Origin of the sequence: Streptomyces sp. NPDC048171 (genome assembly GCF_043202655.1) — a bacterium.
Classification (GTDB): domain Bacteria; phylum Actinomycetota; class Actinomycetes; order Streptomycetales; family Streptomycetaceae; genus Streptomyces.
Window position 1 is genome coordinate 12,467 of sequence record NZ_JBIDAU010000016.1, and the last position, 16,271, is coordinate 28,737.

Consider the following 16,271-nt stretch of genomic DNA (forward strand, 5'->3'; position numbering starts at 1 on the left):
TACGGCGCTGGGGCGCCCCCTTTCGACAGGGGGCGCCCCAGCGCCGTACACGCACATGCCCGGGCGGCCTTCCTGTCGTAACGTCCGGATATGACCAACCCGTCCCCGCCGCGCAAGGCCGCCGAGCCGCCCTGGCGCACCGAGGGCACGCCCGACGAGCCTCCGAAACCGCCGCCCGGTGGCAGGAGGATGCGCGGCGGCTGGTGGAACCTGGTCCTGGCCGCACTGGTCGTCTACCTGATCGCCAACCTCGTGCTCTCGTTCTTCAACGAGGGCGACGAGCCGACCATCTCCTACACGGAGTTCAGCAAGCAGGTCGACGAGGGCAACGTCAGCAAGATCTACGCCAAGGGCGACGCGATCCAGGGCCAGCTCAAGAAGTCACGCGACAAACCCGACGGCGACGGCACGTACACCAAGTTCACGACCGAGCGGCCCACCTTCGCGGACGACCGGCTCTGGGACGACCTGACGAAGAACAACGTCACCGTCACGGCCGAACCGGTGGTCCAGCACCGCAGCTTCCTGTCCAACCTGCTGATCGCGCTGGCCCCGATGCTGCTCCTGGTGGTGCTGTGGATCTTCATCGCGCGGCGCATGAAGGGTGCCCTGGGCGGCGGCGCGGGCGGCATGCTCGGACGCAAGGCGCCGCCCAAGCCGGTCGAACTGGAGGCGGGCGAGCCGCGGACCACGTTCGCGGACGTGGCCGGGATCGACGAGGTGGAGGGCGAACTCAGTGACGTCGTCGACTTCCTGAAGAACCCGGACGCCTACCGCCGCATGGGCGCGAAGATGCCCCGCGGTGTCCTCCTGACCGGTCCGCCCGGCACCGGGAAGACGCTCCTCGCGCGTGCGGTCGCCGGCGAGGCGGGGGTGCCGTTCTTCTCCGCGTCCGCGTCCGAGTTCATCGAGATGATCGTGGGCGTGGGCGCCTCCCGGGTGCGGGAGCTGTTCGCCGAGGCCCGCAAGGTCGCGCCGTCGATCATCTTCATCGACGAGATCGACACCATCGGCCGCGCGCGCGGCGGCGGCTCCGGCATGGGCGGCCACGACGAGCGCGAGCAGACGCTGAACCAGATCCTCACCGAGATGGACGGCTTCTCGGGCTCCGAGGGCGTCGTCGTCATCGCCGCCACCAACCGCGCGGACATCCTGGACCCGGCCCTGACCCGCCCCGGCCGCTTCGACCGGGTGGTCAGCGTCTCGCCCCCGGACCGCGGCGGCCGCGAGGCCATCCTGGACATCCACACGCGCGAGATCCCGCTCGCCCCGGACGTCGACCTGTCCCAGGTCGCCCGCACGACCCCGGGCATGACCGGCGCCGAACTGGCGAACCTCGCCAACGAGGCGGCCCTGCTCGCGGTCAAGCGGAAGCAGGACCGGGTGACGCAGGCCAACCTCTCCGAGGCCCTGGAGAAGGTCCAGCTGGGCGCCGAACGGCCCCTGGTGATGCCCGAGGAGGAGCGCCGGCGCACCGCGTACCACGAGAGCGGACACGCCCTGCTGGGCATGTTGCAGCCGGGCGCCGACCCCGTCCGCAAGATCACCATCGTGCCGCGCGGGAGGGCGCTCGGGGTGACGCTGTCGACGCCGGACGCGGACAAGTACGCGTACACCGAGGAGTACCTGCGCGGCCGGATCATCGGCGCGCTCGGCGGCATGGCGGCCGAGCACGTGGTGTACGGCGTGATCACGACCGGTTCCGAGAGCGACCTCGAACAGGTCACGAACATCGCCCGCGGCATGGTCGCCCGCTGGGGCATGAGCGAGCGGGTCGGCCGGCTCTCCGCCCTCCCCGGCGACGCGCAGCAGGCGTACGGCCTCGCCGCCGCGCCCCAGACGCTGGACGCCATCGACGGGGAGATGCGGCGGGTCGTCGACTCCTGCTACGAGGAGGCCGTCCGCAAGCTGCGCGACCACCGCGAACGGCTCGACGCGCTGGCCGAGGCGCTGCTCGCCAACGAGACGCTGGACGAGGCGGAGGCGTACCGCATCGCCGGGATCGCCCGGCTCACGAAGGACGACCCGGAGGCGTGAGCGCCGTGCGTTCCTACTTCTGCGGGAACTTCCAGACGTAGGGCTCGCCGTCCTCCTCCGACCAGTGCGCCTCCACGCTCTTCGCGCCGGCCGGGATCACGTACGTCTCGCAGAAGACGTGGCTCTCGCCCTGCTTCCAGCTCTCGACGTCGTACGGGTCCTCGCAGCCCGCCGCGTCCTCGGAGGCGCCGACGAGGACGCTGCCGCGCTGCCCGTCGGCGAAGACCGTGGCGCCGTCGTGCACGTCGGAGCCCTCGGTCAGGGCCGGTCCGCTCTTGTGCGTGTACTTGAGGTACGCGGTGGCCAGCACCTTGCCCTTGACGTCCGCGGCGTCCGCCACCGCCTTCGCGGCCTCGGCCTCGGTGCCCACCTCGACCTTCTCCGCCACGACGTCGTAGGTGACCTCGCCCGGGTCCTCGGCGACCTTCCCCGTCGCGCTCTCGCCCGTCGCCAGGTCGCCGCCCGAGGCCGCCTCGGAGGGCGAGGGCGATGCCTCGGTGGTCGCCGGGCTCTTCGCGCCGGTGTCCTTCGAGTCCTCGTCTCCGCCCCCGCACGCGGTGAGGGCGAGGGCGAGGACGGCGACGGGCGCGGCGAGGCGCAGTGCGGTCTTGCGGTGCGGCACTACAGGCTCCTGTATGCAGATGTGTGTTTTCCCCCGAACGGTGGATCAGAGTAGAGGTCCATGATCCACCTGGGGAAACCACAGGAGCCCTCGACCGGCTTCTTCACGGCATTCACACCTGCACCGGAGAAAGTCGGCCGAACAACGGACAGGTTCGATCGGAATCGATCTTTAAGGAACCCGTGCGATCAAGTAGCGGAAGACATTCGGCATCCAGACGGTCCCGTCCGGGCGCCGGTGCGGGTGCAGGGCCTCCGCCAGTTCCTTGTCGACCTGTTCCCGGTCGGTGGCCGCGATCGCCGCGTCGAACAGCCCGGTCGACAGCAGCCCCCGCGCCGCGCTCGCGGCGTCCGCGTACCCGAACGGGCACGCCACCCGTCCCGAACCGTCCGGCCTGAGCCCGGCCCGCTGGGCGACCTCCTCCAGGTCGTCGCGCAGGGCGGGGCGCCAGCTGCCCGCGCTGCGCAGCGGGTCCGCGAGTTTGGTGGCCACCCGCAGCACCGAGGTCGTGGCGCACCGCTCCGGCGGGCCCCAGCCCGCCAGCACCACCGCGGCCCCGCGGCCGGCGAGCGGCGTCGCCTCGGCGAGCAGCCCGCCCAGCCCCTCCGAGTCGCCCGCGAGGCACCCGATGGGCTCGAAGGCGGTCACCAGGGTGAACGCCGGCGCCGACGGGTCCGCCGCGGCACCGGGTGGTCCGTCCAGGACCCGCGCCGCTTCCCCGCGCGTGGGGGCGGGCCGGACGCCGGGAGGTTCCGGTGCCTCGGGTGCCCCGGGCAGCAGACGCCGCCGTGCCAGTTCCAGGAGTTCCGGAGAGCGGGTGTCGACACCGGTCACCGAGGCGCCGCGCGAGGCGCCCATCAGCAGGGCGAGCCCGGAACCGCAGTCCAGGCCCAGCATCCGGGTGCCGCCGCCCACGTCAAGGCGCTCGAAGACGGCTTCGTAGAGCGGTACGAGCATCCTCTCCTGTATCTCGGACCAGTCACGCGCACGTGCACGCAGGTCCACGGGAGACATCGTCCCCGTGTGAGATGAGTGCTGCCGTACGAGCGTAGGTGTCATAGGAAAGCGCCCCAATCGCCGAGTGTTGCAGCTGTGCCCGATTCCATGGCCCCCGTGCAGTGCGCTCGAACTCCCCCCGTATGCCAGGAAACTCCGGGCTCGCCGCGGCGTCCAGTGGTAGAGAGGGCCGGTTTGCCCGATCCCCGTCCCCATGGCGAGATTTCACTTCCCGGCAATGTGGGCCGGCCGCGCGGTACCCGCGGTAGCCCCCCGGCGACACCTTGACCGGATGGCCGGATCGTGCCGGTCGGCGATGACAGCGGGTGGCCGAGGTGCGGAGGGGGTGGTTCCGGCCAAGGTCGACGGGGTCCGCGGGCGTCGTGCGGGGCCCGGGGCGGAGCGCGGGAGTGCCGGGGGAAGGGGCGGTGCCGCACCCCGGAGGCCCACCCGGTAACGTCGGCCCCGTCGGCGCGTCCGCCCGGACACCTCCGCTCCGGCGCGACGGCGGCCGAAACGCCCCTTGCGCACGAGAGCGCCTCACGCCCCCGGAGCGTGGACGACCGCTACGCGCCGGGGCGTACGTCGGGCTACGCACCAGCTTGGTATGAGCTGTGAGGCTTCTCCGCAGATCAGCGCACCCGCCCTCGTCGGGACGCATCAGCGGCAACTGACTGGTACGTGCAAATTATTTGGGATGCCCCGGAATAGGAACACAGCGGCACTCCGGCTCGTTGTCATTACGTGAGCACGACACCACCTGTTCTCGCCGCAGAGCTGGCGCAGGCGTGGGCCGACATTCAGCGGTACCACCCCGAGCTGCCCGATCTTGCCGCGCCCGAGTCCCTGATCGGAGAGTCGTCGTCCGCCTGCGGGCACGAACTCTCCTTCGAGCGACTGCTCCATGAGGCAGTCCACGGCATCGCCGCCGCGCGCGGAGTACGCGACACCTCCCGCGCGGGGCGCTACCACAACCGCCGATTCCTGGCGATCGCAGAGGAGCTGGGCCTCGACCACCCCGAGGAGCCACATCCCAGCAGCGGCTTCTCACTGGTCACCCTCACCCCCGAGGCGAAGCGCCGCTACCGCCCGACGACCGAACGCCTCCAGCGCGCGCTGAAGGCCCACACCGCCGCCACCGCGACCGACTCGGCCCGCAGCTTCCGCGGTCCGGCCGCCCGGCACGGCTCCTCCGGGGGAGGGGTGCGCGTGAAAGCCGTCTGCGACTGCGGGCGCAACGTCCGGGTCGTCCCGTCCGTACTGGCCCAGGCCCCGATCATGTGCGGCGGCTGCGGCAAGCCGTTCCGCATCCCGGAGGTGGTCGGCGCGGGCGTGAGCTGACGGTCCGGCTGCTCGTGGCAGCCGGACCCGGGCCAGGTTCTGTCGTCGGACCCGCTCCGCAGGACCGGAGGGCGGCCCCGGTGCCCTCCGGTCCGAGGGGTCTGCCCGCGTGTGGCACAATGGCAAGCTGTACTCGACAGTCGCACAGGACCCCTCTCTCCTCCGGCTGACGCGTCCATCGGGCACTCGGGTACCGCAACCCCACGCGGCTCTCTCGCCGTGCCCAATCACGTCAAAACCAGGAGATTCCACTCCCGTGGCAGTCAAGATCAAGCTGAAGCGTCTGGGCAAGATCCGTTCGCCTCACTACCGCATCGTCGTCGCCGACTCCCGTACCCGCCGTGACGGCCGGGCCATCGAGGAGATCGGCAAGTACCACCCGACGTACAACCCGTCGGTGATGGAGGTCGACGCCGAGCGTGTCGCCTACTGGCTGCGTGTCGGCGCCCAGCCGACCGAGCCCGTGCTCGCCATCCTGAAGAAGACCGGCGACTGGCAGAAGTTCAAGGGCGAGCCCGCCCCGGCCCCGCTGCTCCAGCCGTCCGAGAAGGCGGCCCGCCCGTCCTTCGAGGCGATCGGTGGCGAGGACGAGGGCAAGGGTGAGGCGATCACCCAGAAGAAGAAGGCCGACAAGAAGGACGAGGCCGCCGCCGAGTCCTCCTCGTCCGAGTCGACCGAGGCCTGAGCATGCTCGAGGAGGCTCTCGAGCACCTCGTGAAGGGCATCGTCGACAACCCTGACGATGTGCAGGTCGCCTCGCGCAACCTGCGTCGCGGGCGCGTGCTCGAGGTCCGGGTGCACCCCGACGACCTCGGCAAGGTGATCGGCCGCAACGGCCGCACCGCACGCGCCCTGCGCACCGTCGTGGGCGCCATCGGCGGCCGCGGTGTCCGCGTCGACCTCGTCGACGTGGACCACGTCCGCTGACGCCACAACGCAGCACCGGCTCGGGCCGGGGAGGGCCATGGGCCGTCCCCGGCCCGCAGTCGTAGAGCCCCGCACGGGGTGGTGAGCCCCGCCCGGGCTCGTCGCAGTTCCGACAGGAGATCAAGCACAGTGCAGCTGGTAGTCGCTCGCATCGGCCGCGCCCACGGCATCAAGGGCGAGGTCACCGTCGAGGTCCGCACCGACGAGCCGGAGCTGCGGCTCGGCCCCGGCGCCGTCCTGGCCACCGACCCCGCCACCGCCGGTCCGCTGACCATCGAGACCGGCCGGGTGCACAGCGGCCGCCTCCTGCTGCGCTTCGCGGGCGTCCACGACCGCACCGGTGCCGAGGCCCTGCGCAACACCCTGCTGATCGCCGACGTCGACCCCGACGAGCGGCCCGAGGACGACGACGAGTACTACGACCACCAGCTCATCGACCTCGACGTGGTGACCGCCGACGGCACCGAGGTCGGCCGGATCACCGAGATCTCCCACCTGCCCACCCAGGACCTGTTCGTGGTGGAGCGCCCCGACGGCAGCGAGGTCTACGTGCCGTTCGTGTCGGAGATCGTCACGGAGATCGACCTGGAGGAGCAGCGCGCGGTCATCGACCCGCCCCCGGGCCTGATCGACGACCGCGCGGAGATCGCCTCCGCGCGGGACGCCGAGGAGTCCCCGGAGGAAGGCGCGTAATGCGGCTCGACGTCGTCACGATCTTCCCCGAGTACCTGGAACCGCTGAACGTCTCCCTCGTGGGCAAGGCACGCGCGCGTGGACAGCTCGACGTCCAGGTGCACGACCTGCGCGAGTGGACCTACGACCGGCACAACACGGTCGACGACACCCCCTACGGGGGCGGCCCCGGCATGGTCATGAAGCCCGACCCGTGGGGCGACGCGCTGGACTCCGTCCTGGCCGACGGCTACGAGGCCGGCACCGGCGAGCCCGCCCTGATCGTGCCCACGCCCAGCGGCCGGCCCTTCACCCAGGAACTCGCCGTCCACCTCTCCGAGCGGCCCTGGCTGATCTTCACGCCCGCCCGCTACGAGGGCATCGACCGCCGCGTCGTCGACGAGTACGCCACCAGGATGCCGGTGTACGAGGTCTCCATCGGCGACTACGTCCTCGCCGGCGGCGAGGCGGCCGTACTGGTCGTCACCGAGGCCGTGGCCCGGCTGCTGCCCGGCGTCCTCGGCAACGCCGAGTCCCACCGGGACGACTCCTTCGCGCCCGGCGCCATGGCGAACCTCCTGGAAGGCCCCGTCCACACCAAGCCGCCACAGTGGCGCGGGCGCGGCATCCCGGACGTGCTGCTCAGCGGCCACCACGGGAAGATCGCCCGCTGGCGCCGGGACGAGGCCCTGCGGCGCACGTCGGCCCACCGGCCCGACCTGATCGAGCGGTGCGACCCCAAGGTCTTCGACAAGAAGGACCGCGAGATGCTCTCCATCCTGGGCTGGGCACCGGACCCGGACGGGGAGCCGTACGGCCGATTTTGGCGCAGGACCCCCGGCATGGAACAATAGGCCGCTGTTGTGCGTCCGTCCGGAGCGCGCCCCTGCCACAGGGGGACACGACGCCCGTCCCGACCCGCACGACTCTGAATCCGAAACACCTAGTTTCCGTTGATGACCTGTGGCATCAGCGAGGAAAGCAGACGAAATGTCTCACCTGCTCGACTCCGTCGACGCCGCGTCGCTGCGCACCGACGTCCCCGCCTTCCGCCCCGGCGACACCGTCAACGTCCACGTGCGCGTCATCGAGGGCAACCGCTCCCGTGTGCAGCAGTTCAAGGGCGTGGTGATCCGCCGCCAGGGCGCCGGCGTGCGCGAGACCTTCACGGTCCGCAAGGTCTCCTTCTCCGTCGGCGTCGAGCGCACCTTCCCGGTGCACACCCCGATCGTGGAGAAGATCGAGCTCGTCACCCGCGGTGACGTCCGCCGCGCCAAGCTGTACTACCTGCGCGAGCTGCGCGGCAAGGCCGCGAAGATCAAGGAGAAGCGCGAGAGCTGAGCGCCTCCGAGGTCCGCGCCGGGGCCGGATAGCATCTGGCCCCGATGGACACCGAAGCACAGCCCACGGAGCGCGACCGCTCCTCCCGCCCTTCCGACTCCGAGCAGCCCTCGGATCCGGAGGGCCCGGAGGAACGGTCGCGTTCCGCGTTCGCGGGGCGGATCACGGACTGGGTGCCGGGCGGCCGGATCACCGTCACCCTGCTGACACTGCTGCTGTTCCTGCTGCTGCTCAGCACCTTCGTACTGCGTCCGTTCCAGATCCCCAGCGGATCCATGGAGCGCGGATTGAGGATCGGTGACCGGGTTCTCGTAAATAAGTTGGCGTACCGTTTCGGTGGGCGGCCGCAGCGGGGCGACGTCGTGGTCTTCGACGGAACGGGACTCTTCGGGCCCGGCGACTACATCAAACGCGTGGTCGGTGTGGGCGGGGACCATGTGGTGTGCTGCGACAGGGAGGGGAGGGTGCGGGTGAACGGCCAGTCGGTCGACGAGTCGGAGTTCCTGTACCCCGGTGACCGCCCGTCGACGGTGCGCTTCGACGTCGTCGTCCCCGACGGCACCCTCTTCGTCCTCGGCGACCACCGGTCCGGCTCCAGCGACTCCCGCGACCACCTGGGCTCGCCGGGCGGCGGCATGATCCCGGTGGACGAGGTGATCGGCCGCGCCGACTGGATCGTCTGGCCCTTCGCCCACGCCACCCACCTCGACCGTCCCGACGCCTACGCGCGCGTGCCGGAGGCCGACGCGGACGGAGGGGTCGGCGACGCGCGCCGGCCCGCGGGCGCCGATGGGTAGCCGCGGGAAACCGCGCGGAGCCCCCAGCAGTCCCGCGGAGAACCTGCTGCCCACCGGCTCCCGGCGCACCGCCGCGCCCTCCGGCGGCCGTTCCCGCGCGGAGCGGCGCAAACTCCAGCGCAAGGTCAAACGGCGCCGCAGGCGCGGCGCCGTCAAGGAGATACCGCTCCTCATCGGCGTCGCCGTGCTCATAGCGCTGGTGCTCAAGACTTTCCTCGTCCAGGCCTTCGTGATCCCGTCCGGCTCCATGGAGCAGACCATCCAGATCGGCGACCGGGTCCTGGTGGACAAGCTCACCCCCTGGTTCGGCTCCGAACCGCAGCGCGGGGACGTCGTGGTCTTCCGGGACCCGGGCGGTTGGCTGGCGGGCGAGCAGACCACCAAGAAGGACGACCCCGTCGTCATCAAGCAGGTCAAGGAGGGCCTGGCCTTCATCGGCCTGCTGCCGTCCGACGACGAGAAGGACCTCATCAAACGGGTCGTCGGAGTCGGCGGGGACAAGGTCAAGTGCTGCGACACCCAGGGACGCGTCACCGTCAACGGCGTCCCCCTGAACGAGGACTACCTGTACCCGGGTGACACCCCCTCACGGACGCCGTTCGACGTCACCGTCCCGGAGGGGCGGCTGTGGGTGATGGGCGACCACCGGTCCAACTCCGCCGACTCCCGCGCCCACCAGGACACCGACTTCGGCACGGTCTCCGAGGAGGAGGTGGTGGGACGCGCCATGGTGATCGCCTGGCCGTTCGGTCACTGGACCACTCTGGACGAGCCGAAAACGTATGCATCCGTCACCGACTCGGCCTCCGGTGCGACCGCCGCTCCCCGGCTGTCGCATAGGGTTGCCCCCGACGATCCGAACGCGATGATGCAACTCCCGACCCCTGCGGAACTCCCGCTCGTTATGGGAGTGGTGGGCCTGCGCCGTATACGGGGCGGGCGGCGGCAGAGAGTAAGGAGTTGGCGTGGGGGATGTGGCGGTTGGCGCACGGTCCGGACACGACGGCGAGGAGAACCGCGGACGCCCCGAGGAGACGGCCGGCCCGGCCCCGGACGGCGCCCGCGACTCCGGGCACGGCTCCGGAACCGAGGACGGCAGGGTGACGAACGAACACAACGGGACGCAGGACGAGGGCGTGGGCGGGACGCCACCCACGCCGCACCGCGAGACCAAGAAGCCGCGTTCCTTCTGGAAGGAACTGCCGATCCTGATCGGTATCGCGCTGGTGCTCGCGCTGCTGATCAAGACGTTCCTGGTGCAGGCGTTCTCGATCCCGTCCTCGTCGATGGAGAACACGCTCAAGATCAATGACCGTGTCCTGGTCGACAAGCTCACGCCCTGGTTCGGCTCCGAGCCCGAGCGCGGCGAGGTCGTCGTCTTCCACGACCCCGACAACTGGCTGGCGGGCGAGCCGACCCCCGACCCGAACGCGCTGCAGACGGTGCTCAGCTGGATCGGCCTGATGCCGTCCGCCGAGGAGAAGGACCTGATCAAGCGCGTCATCGGCGTCGGCGGCGACACCGTCGAGTGCAACAAGACCGGCCCGCTCACGGTCAACGGCAAGGCGCTCAACGAGCCCTACGTCTACCCCGGCAACACGCCGTGCACCGACGACGACCAGGGCGGCCGGTTCAAGGTCACGGTGCCCGAGGGCTACATCTGGGTCATGGGCGACCACCGGCAGAACTCCAAGGACTCCCGCTACCAGCAGGCGGACAAGCACGGAGGCATGGTCCCGGTGAAGGAGGTCGTCGGCCGCGCGGTCGTGGTCGCCTGGCCGATGAACCGCTGGGACAACCTGCCGGTCCCCGAGACCTTCGACCAGGTCGGCCTCCAGGCAGGCTCCCCGGCCGCCGCCGCGCTGTCGGTCGCGCCCCAGGGGCTCGCCGTCGCCGGCGTCCTCCCGGTCGTCTGGTGGCGCCGCCGTCGGCGCGCCGACGCCGAGGCCCGCTGAGGCGCCCCGGCCCGCCGTCCCCAGCGACGCGACAGCCCCCTTCCCGGTCCTCGGGAGGGGGGCTGCCCCGTTGGGGTACCGCCGGGTAAGGTGCGGCTCCATGGGTGGCGAGAGCACGACACGTACGGCCCCGCGCGGGGGAGCGAACAGGAGTCCGGCGGGCAGCCGGACCGGGCAGCGGCTGTCCGGCCTCGCCGTGGCGCTGGGCATGGTGCTCTTCCTCGGCGGGTTCGCCTGGGGCGCCGTGGTCTACCGGCCCTACACCGTGCCGACCAGCTCGATGGCCCCGACCATCGGTGTCGGTGACCGGGTGCTCGCCGAGCGCATCGACGGGAGCGACGTACGGCGCGGCGACGTCGTCGTCTTCAAGGACACGGCCTGGGCCAACGCCCCGATGGTCAAGCGGGTCGTCGCCGTCGGCGGGGACACCGTCTCCTGCTGCCAGGAGGGCAAGCTGAAGGTCAACGGCAAGGTGATCGACGAGCCGTACCTGCCCGCCGGGACACCGGCCGAGATCATGGACTTCCAGACCGTGAACGTCCCGGAGGGCCGCCTGTTCCTGCTCGGCGACGAGCGCGACAACTCCGTGGACTCCACCGCCCACCTCACCGACGCGGCCCGCGGCACCGTGGCGAGCGGCGCCGTGGACGCCCGCGTCGACGCCGTGGTCTGGCCCATGAACGGCATGCTGGAGCGGCCGACCGGCTTCGAGACCCTGGGTGTCCTCTCCTCGCCGGGGCCGCTGACGCCGGTCGTCGCCCTGGTGATCGCCGGGGCCGTGCTGATCCTGGGCGGCGGGGCGTACGGTCCCGTCGCCAAGCGGGCCGCGGCCTCGCGTGCCGGTCGCGCCGCGGAGCCCGCCGATGGGCGCTGAGGCCACCCCGGCCGGGCAGGACACCTACCAGGGCGGACTGCGCAGGGTCGCGCGGGTCGTGCTGCTCGATCCCGACGACCGCATCCTGCTGCTGCACGGCCACGAACCGGACGATCCGGCCGACGACTGGTGGTTCATGCCCGGCGGTGGTGTGGAGGGCGACGAGACCCGTGAGGAGGCCGCCCGGCGGGAGCTGCTGGAGGAGACCGGCATCGCCGACGTCGAACTCGGCCCGGTGCTGTGGCGGCGCAGGTGTTCCTTCCCCTTCGCGGGCCGCCGCTGGGACCAGGACGAGTGGTACTACCTGGCCCGCACCCGGCAGACCGCGGCCGGGGCCGTCGGCGCCGGGCTCACCGAGCTGGAGCGGCGCAGCGTCGCCGGAGCACGCTGGTGGACGTGTGAGGAACTGACCGGGGCACGTGAGACGGTGTACCCGACCAGACTCGCCGGGCTGCTGCGCACGCTGCTCGACGAGGGTCCCCCGGCCGGGCCGGTGACCCTGGACACGGAAATCGTCTAGGGGTGCACGGGACTGGCGCACAATGGGGGGACCCGCACGGCTGAAGGGGAACATGCCATGAGCGCCGAGGACCTCGAGAAGTACGAGACCGAGATGGAGCTCAAGCTCTACCGGGAGTACCGCGACGTCGTCGGTCTGTTCAAATACGTGATCGAGACCGAGCGGCGTTTCTACCTCACCAACGACTACGAGATGCAGGTGCACTCGGTCCAGGGCGAGGTGTTCTTCGAGGTCTCGATGGCGGACGCCTGGGTGTGGGACATGTACCGGCCGGCCCGCTTCGTGAAGCAGGTACGCGTGCTGACGTTCAAGGACGTGAACATCGAAGAGCTGAACAAGAGCGATCTGGAGCTTCCGGGCGGGTGAGGGCGGGCCGCCCGAGGAAGTTTTCACCCATGTGGGTGACGGAGTTGTCCACAGTCGACTGACCGTCCACCAAGATCCAAAAGCTCGCTGAGCTGCCCTCATCGTTGGCGCCGGAGGTGGTGCCGACATGAACGCACGAGGTGCGATCGGCAAGTACGGCGAGACACTCGCCGCCCGGCGGCTGACCGGAGCCGGCATGACGGTCCTGGAGCGCAATTGGCGCTGCGGCAGGACCGGCGAGATCGACATCGTGGCCCGGGACGGGGACGTGCTGGTCGTCTGCGAGGTCAAGACGCGCAGGGGCGGCTCCTTCGAACACCCGATGGCCGCGGTGACCCCCGAGAAGGCGGAGCGGCTGCGGCGGCTCGCCGAGCGCTGGATCCAGACCCACGGCGGAGCCCCACCCGGCGGTGTGCGCATCGACCTGGTGGGCGTCCTCCTCCCGCAGCGCGGCGCCCCTCTGGTCGAGCACGCCCGGGGGGTGGCGTGATGGGGTTCGCGCGTACGTGTTCCGTGGCGCTCGTCGGCGTCGAGGGCGTGGTGGTCGAGGTCCAGGCCGATCTCGAACCGGGCGTGGCGGCGTTCACCCTGGTGGGGCTGCCGGACAAGAGCCTCACCGAGAGCCGGGACCGGGTGCGGGCCGCGGTGGTGAACTCGGGCGCCGAGTGGCCGCAGAAGAAGCTGACGGTGGGACTCAGCCCCGCGTCGGTGCCGAAGAGCGGCAGCGGCTTCGATCTGGCCGTCGCCGCCGCGGTCATGGGTGCCGCCGAGCGGATCGACCCGCGGGTGCTCGCGGACATCGTCATGATCGGAGAGCTGGGCCTGGACGGCCGGGTGCGACCGGTGCGCGGCATCCTGCCCGCGGTGCTGGCCGCGGCGGAGGCGGGCTACGAGCAGGTGGTCGTGCCCGAGTGCGCCGCCGCCGAGGCGTCCCTGGTGCCGGGGGTGTCGGTGCTCGGCGTACGCAGCCTGCGCCAGCTGATCGCCGTCCTCGCCGACGAACCCGTGCCGGAGGAGGAGCAGGACCAGCCGGGCCGCCCCGACCCGCTCCTCGCCGGCCTGCGCATGCCCGGCACGGGCGCCGCCACCGGCATGCACAGCATGGGCGCCGCCCAGCACGACCAAGGGCACGACCTCGCGGACGTGGTGGGCCAGGAGTCGGCGCGCACAGCGGTGGAGGTCGCCGCGGCCGGGGGCCATCACCTGTTCCTGGAGGGACCGCCCGGCGCCGGGAAGACGATGCTCGCCGAGCGGCTGCCCGCCATCCTGCCCCGGCTCACCCGGCCGGAGTCCCTGGAGGTCACGGCCGTGCACTCGGTGGCGGGCCTGCTGCCGCCGGGCAAGCCCCTGATCGACGTGGCTCCCTACTGCGCACCGCACCATTCCGCCACGATGCAGGCCCTCGTCGGCGGCGGACCCGGCATCGCGCGGCCCGGCGCGGTGTCGCTGGCGCACCGGGGGGTCCTCTTCCTGGACGAGACCCCCGAGTTCGGCAGCCACGTCCTGGACGCCCTGCGGCAACCGCTGGAGGCCGGGCACGTCGTCATCGCGCGCAGTGCGGGCGTGGTGCGCTTCCCGGCCCGGTTCCTGATGGTCCTCGCGGCCAATCCCTGCCCGTGCGGCCGGTTCTCCCGGCGGGAGGACCACTGCGAGTGTCCGCCCTCGGCGATCCGCCGGTACCAGGCCAGGCTGTCCGGCCCGCTGCTCGACCGGGTCGACCTCCGAGTCGAGGTCGACCGGGTCACCCGCGGCCAGCTGACCGGGAACGGGACCCGCGGGGATGCCACCGTGACGGTCGCCGACCGGGTGGCGGCGGCCCGGGCGCGCGCGTCCGCGCGTTTCGCGGGCACCCCGTGGCTGTCCAACAGCGAGGTACCGGGCCGCGAGCTGCGCAGCCGCTGGCACGCCGCGCCCGGCGCGCTGGAGGAGGCGGAGCGCAGCCTGGAACGCGGGGTACTCACCGCCCGCGGCCTCGACCGCGTCCTGCGCGTCGCCTGGACCGTCGCGGACCTCGTCGGCCACGACCGCCCCGACGCGGGGGACGTCGCCCTTGCGCTCCAACTGCGCACCGGCGTGCCACGCGGCGTGCCGATGGCTCTGGGGGCGCTGACGTGAGCGGGCGCGACGCGGTGCCGGGTGGGCGCGGGGACGCTGCCGTGGGCGCCCTGCCCGGTCCGGGCGCTTCGGATGCCTCGGATGCCTCGGACGGGGGTGCCGGGGTCGGAGACGGGCGCGTGGACGTGGACGCGGTGCCCGGGGGCGGGGGATCGGTCGCGGGTGAGGCTTTGGTCAGCGTGGATGACGGGGCCCGGGACGCTCCGGGCAGAGTCTCCCCGGTCTCCCCGGCCGCTCCGCTCTCCGCTGCCTCCCCGGCCGTCGGGGAGGGCGTGGACCGAGGTGTGGTCCCGGCTGCGGCGGCGGTCATCGCCCACCCCGCCCGGGAGGGCTCCGTGGACTCCGAGCTGCTCGGCCGCGTCTTCCTCACCCGGGTCATCGAGCCCGGCGACGAGACCGGTGGGCGATGGGTGCGGGAGGCCGGGGTCGCGGAGGTCGTGCGTCGACTGCGTGAGGGCACACGTGCCCTGCCGGGGGTGAGCGCGAAACGGTGGGCCGGGCTGTGCGCGCGGGCGGGCCGGGCCGACCCCAGAAGGGACCTGGCCGTCGCACGTGCCGCCGGCGTGCGCTTCGTGGCACCCGGCACCGCCGAGTGGCCGGGGCAGCTGGACGACCTCGGGGACGCCCGGCCGCTCGGGCTCTGGGTGCGTGGCGGGCCCAGCCTGCGCATGTGGGCGCTGCGCTCCGTGGCCGTGGTCGGCGCGCGTGCCTGCACCGAGTACGGCGCTCACATGGCGGCCACCCTCGCCGCCGGCCTCGCCGAACGGGGCTGGGTGGTGGTGTCCGGCGGCGCCTACGGGGTCGACGGCGCCGCCCACCGGGGCGCTCTCGGCGCGGGCGGAGCCACCGCCGCCGTCCTGGCCTGCGGCGTCGACCGGCCGTACCCGCCGGGGCACACCCGGCTGATCACCAGGATCGCCGAGCAGGGTCTGGTCGTCGGCGAGCTGCCACCCGGTGATCATCCGACGCCGAGCAGATTCATCCTGCGCAACCGCGTGATCGCCGCCCTCACCCGGGGCACCGTCGTGGTCGAGGCCGCCTACCGGAGCGGTTCCCTGGTCACGGCCCGGGCCGCGCAACGCCTGGGCCGGCACACGATGGGCGTGCCGGGGCCCGCCACCAGCGCGCTGTCCGCGGGAGTGCACGAACTGCTGCGCGGCGACGCCGTGCTCGTCAGCGACGCCGCCGAAGTCGTCGAACTGGTCGGCGACATGGGGGAGCTGTCCCCGGAGCGACGCGGGCCGGTCCTGCCCACCGACCTCCTGGAACCCCGGACCCGCCACGTGCTGGCCGGACTGCCCGCGCGCGGCACGGTGACGGCGGCCGAGGCGGCACGCCGTGCACAGACCACGCAGGACGACGCGATCGCGAGACTGTACGAGCTTCGAGCACTTGGTTACGTCGAACGACACGGCGATGGCTGGAAGTTGACACGCCAGGCGATGATCTCGGTCCGCGACGGCCGGAGGCCCTGCTGACGCACCGTGTTCGGCCGTCCGGGGGAACCCCGACGCCCGTAGGAAATCCGGCAGTTGAGATGTTCGAGTGATCACGCAGAGCGATCATCGTCCCCCCTGTAGAGCGTTCAGCGGAACGTATCTGCGCACGCTCTCCATCCGTTCCTTCGCACAACGCGACGGTCCAGTCACGCTACGCTCACGAGGGCCTCGCGAACACGACCGACAGCAGGCGACCACCAGACAGCAGA

General features: G+C 72.0%; 17 protein-coding genes and 1 pseudogene. 16 read left to right on the forward strand and 2 right to left on the reverse strand.

Annotation, left to right across the window (positions count from 1 at the left end; translation table 11 throughout):
• The first annotated feature begins 90 nt into the window (after window positions 1-90).
• Window positions 91-2,037, forward strand: coding sequence for an ATP-dependent zinc metalloprotease FtsH (gene ftsH / locus ACGF3J_RS34750; RefSeq protein WP_393855568.1), 1,947 nt, complete (start codon window positions 91-93; stop codon window positions 2,035-2,037).
• A 13-nt stretch (window positions 2,038-2,050) separates the two neighbouring features.
• Here the strand turns inward: ftsH and ACGF3J_RS34755 are convergent, their stop codons facing one another.
• Complete coding sequence (locus ACGF3J_RS34755; RefSeq protein ID WP_393855569.1) at window positions 2,051-2,659, reverse strand: hypothetical protein; 609 nt, start codon at window positions 2,657-2,659, stop codon at window positions 2,051-2,053.
• 171 nt (window positions 2,660-2,830) lie between these two features.
• Window positions 2,831-3,718: an SAM-dependent methyltransferase gene (locus ACGF3J_RS34760; protein WP_393855570.1), complete on the reverse strand. Its 888-nt coding sequence runs from the start codon at window positions 3,716-3,718 to the stop codon at window positions 2,831-2,833.
• Window positions 3,719-4,399: 681 nt separating this feature from the next.
• Between ACGF3J_RS34760 and ACGF3J_RS34765 the strand changes: the two genes are divergently transcribed.
• The 15 genes and pseudogenes from ACGF3J_RS34765 to dprA all read left to right on the forward strand — a co-directional run bounded on the left by ACGF3J_RS34765 (window position 4,400) and on the right by dprA (window position 16,041).
• A complete protein-coding gene (locus tag ACGF3J_RS34765; RefSeq protein WP_122615172.1) occupies window positions 4,400-4,996 on the forward strand; it encodes a hypothetical protein in 597 nt (198 codons plus the stop codon).
• 256 nt (window positions 4,997-5,252) lie between these two features.
• Window positions 5,253-5,681, forward strand: coding sequence for a 30S ribosomal protein S16 (rpsP, locus tag ACGF3J_RS34770; RefSeq protein WP_161326022.1), 429 nt, complete (start codon window positions 5,253-5,255; stop codon window positions 5,679-5,681).
• Between the two features lie 2 nt (window positions 5,682-5,683).
• Window positions 5,684-5,923, forward strand: coding sequence for an RNA-binding protein (locus tag ACGF3J_RS34775; protein WP_003973401.1), 240 nt, complete (start codon window positions 5,684-5,686; stop codon window positions 5,921-5,923).
• Window positions 5,924-6,052: 129 nt separating this feature from the next.
• Complete coding sequence (rimM, locus tag ACGF3J_RS34780; protein WP_307015331.1) at window positions 6,053-6,616, forward strand: ribosome maturation factor RimM; 564 nt, start codon at window positions 6,053-6,055, stop codon at window positions 6,614-6,616.
• Window positions 6,616-7,449: a tRNA (guanosine(37)-N1)-methyltransferase TrmD gene (gene trmD, locus ACGF3J_RS34785; protein ID WP_161326020.1), complete on the forward strand. Its 834-nt coding sequence runs from the start codon at window positions 6,616-6,618 to the stop codon at window positions 7,447-7,449. The genes rimM and trmD overlap by 1 nt, the downstream gene beginning before the upstream one ends.
• A 136-nt stretch (window positions 7,450-7,585) precedes the next feature.
• Window positions 7,586-7,936 carry a 50S ribosomal protein L19 gene (gene rplS, locus ACGF3J_RS34790; RefSeq protein ID WP_161326019.1) on the forward strand — a complete coding sequence of 117 codons (351 nt, stop codon included), beginning with the start codon at window positions 7,586-7,588 and terminating at the stop codon, window positions 7,934-7,936.
• Between the two features lie 44 nt (window positions 7,937-7,980).
• On the forward strand, window positions 7,981-8,733 hold the full coding sequence (lepB, locus tag ACGF3J_RS34795; RefSeq protein WP_161326018.1) for a signal peptidase I: 753 nt from the start codon (window positions 7,981-7,983) through the stop codon (window positions 8,731-8,733).
• Window positions 8,726-9,808, forward strand: a pseudogene (gene lepB, locus ACGF3J_RS34800) (signal peptidase I); the annotation flags it as partial. The gene lepB (ACGF3J_RS34795) and the pseudogene lepB (ACGF3J_RS34800), both read left to right, overlap by 8 nt.
• Window positions 9,699-10,688, forward strand: coding sequence for a signal peptidase I (gene lepB, locus ACGF3J_RS34805; RefSeq protein WP_346345926.1), 990 nt, complete (start codon window positions 9,699-9,701; stop codon window positions 10,686-10,688). The pseudogene lepB (ACGF3J_RS34800) and the gene lepB (ACGF3J_RS34805), both read left to right, overlap by 110 nt.
• 100 nt (window positions 10,689-10,788) lie before the next feature.
• The gene (gene lepB, locus ACGF3J_RS34810) at window positions 10,789-11,562 is read left to right on the forward strand and encodes a signal peptidase I (RefSeq protein ID WP_161326015.1); all 774 of its coding nucleotides are present in this window, start codon (window positions 10,789-10,791) and stop codon (window positions 11,560-11,562) included.
• A complete protein-coding gene (locus ACGF3J_RS34815) occupies window positions 11,552-12,082 on the forward strand; it encodes an NUDIX hydrolase (RefSeq protein WP_393855571.1) in 531 nt (176 codons plus the stop codon). Before lepB (ACGF3J_RS34810) ends, ACGF3J_RS34815 begins: the two co-directional genes overlap by 11 nt.
• A 57-nt stretch (window positions 12,083-12,139) precedes the next feature.
• Entirely contained in the window at window positions 12,140-12,448 is a 309-nt protein-coding gene (locus ACGF3J_RS34820) for a DUF2469 domain-containing protein (RefSeq protein ID WP_003965949.1), read from the forward strand.
• Window positions 12,449-12,575: 127 nt separating this feature from the next.
• Window positions 12,576-12,938 (forward strand): YraN family protein, encoded by a 363-nt coding sequence (locus tag ACGF3J_RS34825; RefSeq protein ID WP_161326013.1) that lies wholly within the window; start codon window positions 12,576-12,578, stop codon window positions 12,936-12,938.
• Window positions 12,938-14,563, forward strand: coding sequence for a YifB family Mg chelatase-like AAA ATPase (locus tag ACGF3J_RS34830; protein WP_393855572.1), 1,626 nt, complete (start codon window positions 12,938-12,940; stop codon window positions 14,561-14,563). Before ACGF3J_RS34825 ends, ACGF3J_RS34830 begins: the two co-directional genes overlap by 1 nt.
• A 308-nt stretch (window positions 14,564-14,871) precedes the next feature.
• Window positions 14,872-16,041, forward strand: coding sequence for a DNA-processing protein DprA (gene dprA / locus ACGF3J_RS34835; protein WP_393855623.1), 1,170 nt, complete (start codon window positions 14,872-14,874; stop codon window positions 16,039-16,041).
• Window positions 16,042-16,271 lie beyond the last annotated feature (230 nt).